Here is an 8,265-nt window from a genome sequence, read left to right on the forward strand (position 1 = left end):
TTTTAAGATGCTCCTTCCCTATTCACAGATGATTTCACTTACGCTCAGCCTTATTCGCCCAGACCGTCGTCGAAATCACCTTCGGCATCGTCACCGCCATCCTCGGCGGGGTTATCCAGTGCAAAGAGATCGGTGTCGCCTTCCTCGGCATCGTTGATGCCGAAGCCTGCTGCGGTGAACTCGTCATCCGCGCCGGAGACAGCCTGCTCCATCGGACGGGTGTACTCAGCGGTCTCCTCGTCGTCGTCCTCAGACAGCTCGATCACTTCCATGTTCTCGTCCAGAACCTGAATATCCAGACACAGAGCCTGCAGCTCCTTGGTGAGTACCTTGAAGGATTCCGGAACGCCCGGCTGCGGTACGTTGTGACCCTTGACGATCGCCTCGTAGGTCTTGACACGGCCGGTGATATCGTCGGACTTGACGGTCAGGATCTCCTGCAGGGTATATGCGGCGCCGTATGCTTCCAGCGCCCAAACTTCCATCTCGCCGAAGCGCTGGCCGCCGAACTGCGCCTTGCCGCCCAGAGGCTGCTGGGTTACGAGCGAGTACGGGCCGGTCGAACGGGCATGGATCTTATCGTCTACCAGATGATGCAGCTTGAGGTAGTACATATAACCAACGGTTACGCGGTTATCGAACTTCTCACCGGTACGGCCGTCGTATACGACGCTCTTGCCGTCCTCGTTAACGCCTGCTGCAACCAGCGTCTCCTTGATATCCTCGAGCGTTGCGCCGTCGAATACCGGGGTCTCGACCTTCCAGCCGAGCTTCTTGGCTGCGAAGCCAAGGTGAACCTCGAGCACCTGACCGATGTTCATTCGGGACGGTACGCCCAACGGGTTCAGTACGATGTCGAGCGGACGGCCATCCTCCAGGAACGGCATATCCTCCTGCGGCAGAATGCGGGAAACGACACCCTTGTTACCATGACGGCCTGCCATCTTATCGCCGACAGAGATCTTGCGCTTCTGCGCGATATAAACGCGGACGACCATGTTGACACCGGGAGACAGCTCGTCGCCGTTCTCGCGGGTAAATACCTTAACGTCTACAACGATACCGGATTCGCCGTGCGGCGCACGCAGAGAGGTATCACGAACCTCGCGGGCCTTCTCACCGAAGATCGCACGGAGCAGGCGCTCCTCTGCGGTCAGCTCGGTCTCGCCCTTCGGGGTAACCTTGCCGACCAGGATGTCGCCGGCATGAACCTCAGCGCCGACACGGATGATGCCGCGCTCGTCGAGGTTGCGGAGTGCGTCCTCGCCGACGTTCGGGATATCACGGGTGATCTCCTCAGGTCCGAGCTTGGTATCACGGGATTCGGACTCGTACTCCTCGATATGGATGGAGGTGTAAACATCGTCGCGTACCAGACGCTCGTTCAGCAGTACGGCGTCCTCGTAGTTGTAGCCTTCCCAGGTCATGAAGCCGATGAGGGCATTCTTGCCCAGTGCAACCTCGCCCTGATCGGTAGACGGGCCGTCGGACAGAACGTCGCCTGCCTTGACACGCTCGCCCAGATCAACGATCGGACGCATGTTGATACAGGTGGACTGGTTGGAACGCATGAACTTGGTCAGCGGATAGGTCTTGTCGGTGCCGTTGTCATAGTGTACGCAAACCTCGCGGGCGGTTACGCGGGTAACAACGCCGTCACCCTCTGCCAGCGGAATCGTACCGGAGTCAACAGCTGCCTTGTACTCCATGCCGGTTGCAACGACCGGAGCCTCGGTGCGGAGCAGCGGTACGGCCTGACGCTGCATGTTCGCGCCCATCAGTGCGCGGTTTGCGTCGTCATGGTCGAGGAACGGGATGAATGCGGTAGCAACCGAGATCATCATGCGCGGAGAAACGTCCATCAGGTCAACGTCCTTGCGATCTACCTCGACGAACTCGTCGCGCATACGGCAGGTTACACGGTCGTTTACGAGGTTGTTGTTCTCGTCGAGCGGCTCGGTAGCCTGGCAGACGATGTACTCGTCCTCGACGTCCGCGGTCATGTAGCGAACCTCGTCGGTAACGTGGCAGCGGACCTCGCCGGTTTCCTCGTCCTTGGTCTTTTCGATAACGCGGTACGGCGCCTCGATAAAGCCGAAGTCGTTGATGCGTGCGTAGGTTGCCAGATAGGAGATCAGGCCGATGTTAGGACCTTCAGGGGTCTCGATCGGGCACAGACGGCCGTAATGCGAGTAGTGTACGTCTCGAACCTCGAAGGATGCACGGTCACGGGACAGACCGCCGGGACCGAGGGCGGACATACGGCGCTTGTGCGTCAGCTCAGCCAGCGGGTTGTTCTGGTCCATGAACTGCGAAAGCGGAGAAGAACCGAAGAACTCCTTGATGGCTGCGGTTACCGGACGGATGTTGATCAGAGACTGCGGCGTAACCACGTCGAGGTCCTGAATGGTCATGCGCTCACGGATAACACGCTCCATGCGGGAGAAGCCGATGCGGAACTGGTTCTGCAGCAGCTCGCCTACGCAGCGCAGACGGCGGTTGCCCAGATGGTCGATATCGTCAACCGTGCCGATGCCGTGACCGAGGTTGAGCAGATAGCAGATGGAAGCGAGCATATCATCAACGATGATGGTCTTCGGAATCAGATCGAAGTGACGCTCCTTCACGGTCTTCTTCAGCTCGTCGCCCTGTACGCCGGAGTCGATGATCTCCTTGAGGACGGTGAAGCGAACCTTCTCCTTGAGGCCCAGATCCTCTGCGGTTGCGCCGCCGAGGTAGTCGGAGAAATCGTTTACGTCTACCATGCCGTTGCCGAATACCTTAACGGCAGTGCCCTCGGCAGACTCGATCACAACGCTGTTTACGCCGCGGGCAGCCATCATGGTTGCCTTCTCGCGGGAGAGAACCTCGCCGTCCTCTGCCAGAACCTCGCCGGTCATCGGGTCAGCGACTGCATTTACCAGCTTGTGGCCGGTGATGCGGCGTGCGATGTTCAGCTTCTTGTTGTACTTGTAGCGGCCGACTGCGGAAATGTCGTAGCGGCGCATATCGAAGAACATGGCGTCCATCAGAGAGGTAGCCGACTCCACAGAGGGCGGCTCGCCCGGACGCATCTTCTTGTAGATCTCGATGAGGGCTTCCTCGGCGGTGTGCGCCGGGTCCTTGTCGAGGGTTGCAACGATCAGCGGATCCTCACCGAACAGCTCCTTGATCTCGGCATCGGTCTTAACACCGATGGCACGGATGAAGCTGGTGATCGGAATCTTGCGGTTTTTATCAATGCGAACGTAGAAAACGTCGTTTGCATCGGTCTCGTACTCGAGCCATGCGCCGCGGTACGGGATTACGGTAGCGGAGAGCAGAACCTTGTCGGTCTTGTCAAGCTCCTTGCCGTAGTATACGCCCGGGGAACGAACGAGCTGAGATACGATCGCGCGTTCTGCACCGTTGATGATGAAGGTAGCAGCGTGGGTCATCTTCGGGAAGTCACCCATGAAGATCTCCTGCTCCTTGATCTCACCGGTCTCCTTGTTGCGCAGACGCATGCGGACCTTCAGCGGAGTTGCATACGTTGCATCTCGTGCCTTGCACTCCTCAATGCTGTACTTCGGCTCCTCGTCCATCGAAAAATCGAGGAAGGAAAGCTCCAGATTTCCGGTGTAGTCCGTGATGGACGCGGTATCGTCAAAAACCTCACGCAGGCCCTGATCCAGGAACCATTCGTAAGACTTCTTCTGCACCTCGATGAGATTCGGCATTTCGAGAATCTCTTCGATTCGTGCAAAGCTCTTTCGTGTGGTTTTGCCGTGCTGTACGTCTTTCACCTTCATGTGCTTTGATCACTCCGTTTCTTTCGGCTGTTGGTGTTGGTTGATACGCCCGGCGGCGTTGCGAAAATATTGCTCTTGGTCTTGCAATTTCTTGCAGACCGTGCTAACATATACTTAGGAATCGGATAATGTACCCGATTTTATAAAGCGTTTTATTATACCATGATTTTTCACAGAATGTCAAGTATATTTTTGTACAAAAAGGCAGAAGTTTTCTTCTGCCTTTCTTTTTTGTTTTCTGGCAACAGAATGGAGAATTATCCTCAGAGTGCAGATTGGAAAGAATATGACTGTTTCGCTTTGCGTGGGAGCACAATGTGCCCTGCGATTATACGTCTGCAACTGATTCGAGGGATAAATCGTTAAAAACCCGTTATATCGTAGGGTGCGCCGACTCGGCGCACCGCTTGTATCCGGTTTGCACCAATCATCCCGTAGGGGCGAACATTGTTCGCCCACGAACCGTTTGATTTGTCGTTGCACGGGAGCACAATGTGCTCCCCTACGATTTCGCGTATGCCAACTCGTTTAATACGGTGCGCCGAGTCGGCGCACCCTGCAGCAACATTCATGTTCATTGTATTAGAATCATGCAAATGGCAAACCCTCACGGCCGCAGCACGAACAGAGCCTCCGCAACGACAGCGGCATTCTCCATTCTCCATTTCAGGCAAATAAAAAAGGACGCTCACGCGTCCTTTTTATTTGCTTAGAGCACCTTCGACAGAAAATCCTTCAGTCTCGGATGCTGCGGATTTGCGAAGAACTCCTTCGGCTCGTTCTGCTCTACGATATTGCCGCCGTCCATGAACAGCACGCGCGTTGCAACCTCGCGGGCAAAGCCCATCTCGTGGGTAACAACAACCATGGTCATGCCGTCATCAGCCAGCTCCTTCATGATTTCCAGAACCTCGCCGACCATTTCCGGGTCGAGCGCCGAGGTCGGCTCGTCGAACAGCATCACATCCGGATTCATTGCCAGCGCGCGCGCGATGGCGATACGCTGCTGCTGACCGCCAGAAAGCTGCGCCGGATAGCTGTCCGCCTTGTCCGGCAGACCGACACGCGCAAGCAGCTCGAGCGCACGCTTGTCCGCCTCTTCATCGGTCATGACCTTGAGCTTGACCGGTGCCAGCTTGATATTCTCGCGCACGGTCAGGTGCGGGAACAGGTTGAACTGCTGGAACACCATGCCCATACGGCGGCGCACCAGATTGATATCCGTGTCCTTGGCGGTGATGTTCTGTCCCTCGAAGATAATTTCGCCGCCGGTCGGCTCCTCGAGCAGGTTCAGACAGCGCAGAAAGGTGGACTTACCCGAGCCGGACGGGCCGATGACTACGACCTTCTCGCCCTTCTCGATATGCTCGTTGACACCCTTGAGCACCTCATGGTTGCCAAAGGATTTGTGCAGGTTTTTAACGTCGATCACTTTCGCGCAGCCTCCTCTCAAAAATGCCGAGCAGCTTGGTCAGGATGATAACGAGCACCAGATAGATGATCGCAAGGCTGACATACGGCACATAGGCCTGATAGGTATTGGACACAATATTCTGTGCCTGCTTGGTCACGTCGCGCAGCGCGATGACCGACACGAGCGAGGTATCCTTCAGCAGGGTGATCATCTCATTGCCGAGTGCCGGAAGAATGTTCTTGATCGCCTGCGGAATGACGATCAGGCGCATGGTCTGTGCATAGTTCAGGCCGAGCGAACGGCCGGCCTCCATCTGACCCGGATTGACCGACATCAGACCGCCGCGCACGATCTCGGCAACATACGCGCCCGAGTTGATGCCCAGTGTAACGATGCCGCACACCAGACGCGCTGTATCATCCTTAGGCACCATGATAACAAAGCCCATGATCAGCAGCTGAACCATCATAGGCGTACCGCGGATGACGGTCAGATACAGCTTGCAGATTGCGTTGAGAATGCTCAGAATGATGTTGCTTTTGCCCATGCGGCGGGAATCATGCGCCGTGCGGACTATAGCGATCAGCAGACCGATGATAACACCGAGGATCAGTGCACCGATCGTGACCGCAAATGTGATTTTCAGACCGTTCAGGAACCATTTCCAGCGGTCCGCTGCGATAAAGGTCTGGTACAGCTGGAACAGCAGGTTCCGCAGACCCTCCGGCAGATTGACAACCGAATCCGGTACAATTTTCAGCCACTGGTCCATTGTAATACCGTTCACAGGTCATCCCCTCTTTCTTTTCATTTTACTGCAAAAGAGGGGCGGCGCTGAACCGTCCCTCTTCCTTTGTACGCGTTTGTTGATTTACTGTGCTGCGGAGTCAGCGCTGATATACTTGTCGACGATGGACTGCAGGGTGCCGTCACCCTCGAGCTCCTTCAGAGCGCCGTTTACCTTGTCGAGCAGCTCGGTGTTGCCCTTCTTGATAGCGATCGCGTAATCCTCGTCAGCGTAAGCGGTGTCGAGGATCTTGAGGCCGCTGTTTGCAGCAACATAGTTCTTAGCCGGCTCCTGGTCGATAACAACGCAGTCGATCTGATCATTTACCAGTGCAGCAACTGCGAGCGGACCGTTGTTGAACTGCTTTACATGCTCCTGACCGTAGTCACCGGTGCAGTAGATGTCGCCGGTGGTGCCGGTCTGAACGCCGATGTTCTTGCCCTCCAGATCATCCGGAGAAGCGATATCGGAACCGTCCTTAACGATGATGACCTGAACGCCCTTTGCGTAGGAATCCGAGAAATCTACGTTCTCCTGACGATCCGGGGTAACGGTCATGCCAGCCAGCGCCACGTCGACGGTGTCGCTCTGCAGCGCCGGAATCAGGGAATCGAACTCCATATCGGTGACCTCGAGCTTCATGCCCAGCTTGTCAGCGATAGCAGCAGCAATGTCCACATCGATGCCCTGTACGTTACCGTCGTCGCCAACGAACTCGTACGGCGGGAAAGTAGCGTTAGTACCCATGCGCAGCGTGCCGCCGTCCGCAGAGGTAGATGTGGTGGAATCCTGTGCGTCGCTGCTGGAATCAGCGGTCTTGGAGCCGCCGCAGCCGGTCAGCAGCATAGAACCTGCCAGTACCATGCTCAGCATAGCAATGGAAAACTTCTTCATTTGTGTTAACTCCTTCCGATTTGACCCGTGCAAAACGGGCATCTCTTTCTAATATTGATTATTATACAGCGCGTTCTATAATAATGCAACCTAAATTTCAGCGAAAAAACTATGGAAAAGCATTTATTTTTTCAGTAATCATGACACAAGCCATCGGTAATTCGTTAAGGCAATACCGCATAATTGAACAAGAGTGATTTGCGAGTAAATTTTGCGTACTGACGAGGCACAGTTTTGCGGTAATACTTGATGTATTACCGTGAAACTGCAACAAAGTCAGGACACAAAATTTCCGCAAAGCACCGCAGTCTTAATTGTGCGGTGTTGCCTTAATTGCCAATTAACGCTCTGCATTTTTGCAGCATAGTCTGCATTAACCACAAGGAGGTGCCCTATGTCCCCTGTTATATATGTATCGCCTGCGTTTCGCACGGCCTGCGCCGAGCCGCGCGGCGCACTTCTCCTGTTGCACTCCGATCCGGTTCGCTCCGCGCCGATTGTCGGCAGTGCAGCAAGCGGTGCGCGCCTGTTCATCCTGTGCGAGCAGAACGGCTGGTGTCATGTACGCACGCGCACAGCCTGCGGCTGGGTTCCGAAAAGCGACATTGTGCTGTTTTACTGCCGTCCGGCTTTGTGAAGCTTTCGTCAAACCAGTTAATTTTTTGACAAACAAGGTGTGTTTTCATCGATTCTGCCCATTTTTACTGCTGATTTTTCATTTTCACTTGCGTTGCTTAAAGCGATACAGTATAATGTAAAATGTTCGATGCGACAATCGCAAGGAGGTACGAAAAAGAGTGTATCAGATTTTGAAAAAGCAAACGCTGAACGCAAACACCAAGCTGATGGTGATCGAGGCACCGCACGTTGCCCGCAAGGCAGAGCCGGGTCAGTTCATCATCCTGCGTGTCAGCGCAGAAGGCGAGCGTATTCCGCTCACAATCGCAGATTTTGACCGCGAAAAGGGTTCCGTCACGATCATTTTCCAGGAGGTCGGCGCAACGACGATGGCGCTCGGCGCGCTGAACGAGGGCGACTGCCTGCATGATTTTGTCGGTCCGCTCGGCAAGGAGAGCGAGCTCGAGGGTCTCAAGAAGGTCGCTGTTGTCGGCGGCGGCCTGGGCTGCGCTATCGCATATCCGCAGGCCAAGAAGCTGCATGAAATGGGCGCTGAGGTTGACCTGATCGCCGGTTTCCGCAGCAAGGACATCATCATCCTCGAGGACGAGATGAAGAACGCCTATGCACATCGTGACCGACGACGGCTCGAACGGCCGCAAGGCTTTGGTTACGCAAGTGCTCAAGGAGCTGATTGACGCGGGCAACCAGTACGATGCCGTTATTGCCATCGGCCCGATGATCATGATGAAGTTTGTCTG

Annotated in this window: 5 protein-coding genes and 1 pseudogene; 2 read left to right on the plus strand and 4 right to left on the minus strand. The window is 55.4% G+C overall.

Going from position 1 to position 8,265, the window contains the following annotated elements; all coding sequences use genetic code 11:
• Nucleotides 1-50 precede the first annotated feature (50 nt).
• The 4 genes from rpoB to PGY33_RS09490 form a co-directional block, all read right to left on the minus strand.
• Nucleotides 51-3,791 (minus strand): DNA-directed RNA polymerase subunit beta, encoded by a 3,741-nt coding sequence (gene rpoB / locus PGY33_RS09475; protein ID WP_118480496.1) that lies wholly within the window; start codon nt 3,789-3,791, stop codon nt 51-53.
• 709 nt (nt 3,792-4,500) lie between these two features.
• A complete protein-coding gene (locus tag PGY33_RS09480; protein WP_110436534.1) occupies nt 4,501-5,223 on the minus strand; it encodes an amino acid ABC transporter ATP-binding protein in 723 nt (240 codons plus the stop codon).
• On the minus strand, nt 5,210-5,992 hold the full coding sequence (locus PGY33_RS09485; protein WP_442861183.1) for an amino acid ABC transporter permease: 783 nt from the start codon (nt 5,990-5,992) through the stop codon (nt 5,210-5,212). The genes PGY33_RS09480 and PGY33_RS09485 overlap by 14 nt, the downstream gene beginning before the upstream one ends.
• A gap of 84 nt (nt 5,993-6,076) precedes the next feature.
• The gene (locus PGY33_RS09490; RefSeq protein WP_118480494.1) at nt 6,077-6,886 is read right to left on the minus strand and encodes a basic amino acid ABC transporter substrate-binding protein; all 810 of its coding nucleotides are present in this window, start codon (nt 6,884-6,886) and stop codon (nt 6,077-6,079) included.
• A 394-nt stretch (nt 6,887-7,280) separates the two neighbouring features.
• Here PGY33_RS09490 and PGY33_RS09495 point away from each other — a divergent pair, with 394 nt between their 5' ends.
• Both PGY33_RS09495 and PGY33_RS09500 read left to right on the plus strand, forming a co-directional pair.
• Nucleotides 7,281-7,523 carry an SH3 domain-containing protein gene (locus PGY33_RS09495; protein WP_117492425.1) on the plus strand — a complete coding sequence of 81 codons (243 nt, stop codon included), beginning with the start codon at nt 7,281-7,283 and terminating at the stop codon, nt 7,521-7,523.
• A gap of 160 nt (nt 7,524-7,683) precedes the next feature.
• Nucleotides 7,684-8,265: pseudogene (locus PGY33_RS09500) on the plus strand (sulfide/dihydroorotate dehydrogenase-like FAD/NAD-binding protein); the annotation flags it as partial.

Source organism: Butyricicoccus sp. AF18-9LB (assembly GCF_027684505.1).
Lineage (GTDB): Bacteria > Bacillota > Clostridia > Oscillospirales > Butyricicoccaceae > Agathobaculum > Agathobaculum butyriciproducens.

What these genes read in the sequence shown, in the direction of transcription:
- rpoB (WP_118480496.1), bottom strand. Translation starts at nt 3,791, where the DNA reads ATGAAGGTGAAAGACGTACAGCACGGCAAAACCACACGAAAGAGCTTT.
- PGY33_RS09495 (WP_117492425.1), top strand. Translation starts at nt 7,281, where the DNA reads ATGTCCCCTGTTATATATGTATCGCCTGCGTTTCGCACGGCCTGCGCC.
- PGY33_RS09490 (WP_118480494.1), bottom strand. Translation starts at nt 6,886, where the DNA reads ATGAAGAAGTTTTCCATTGCTATGCTGAGCATGGTACTGGCAGGTTCT.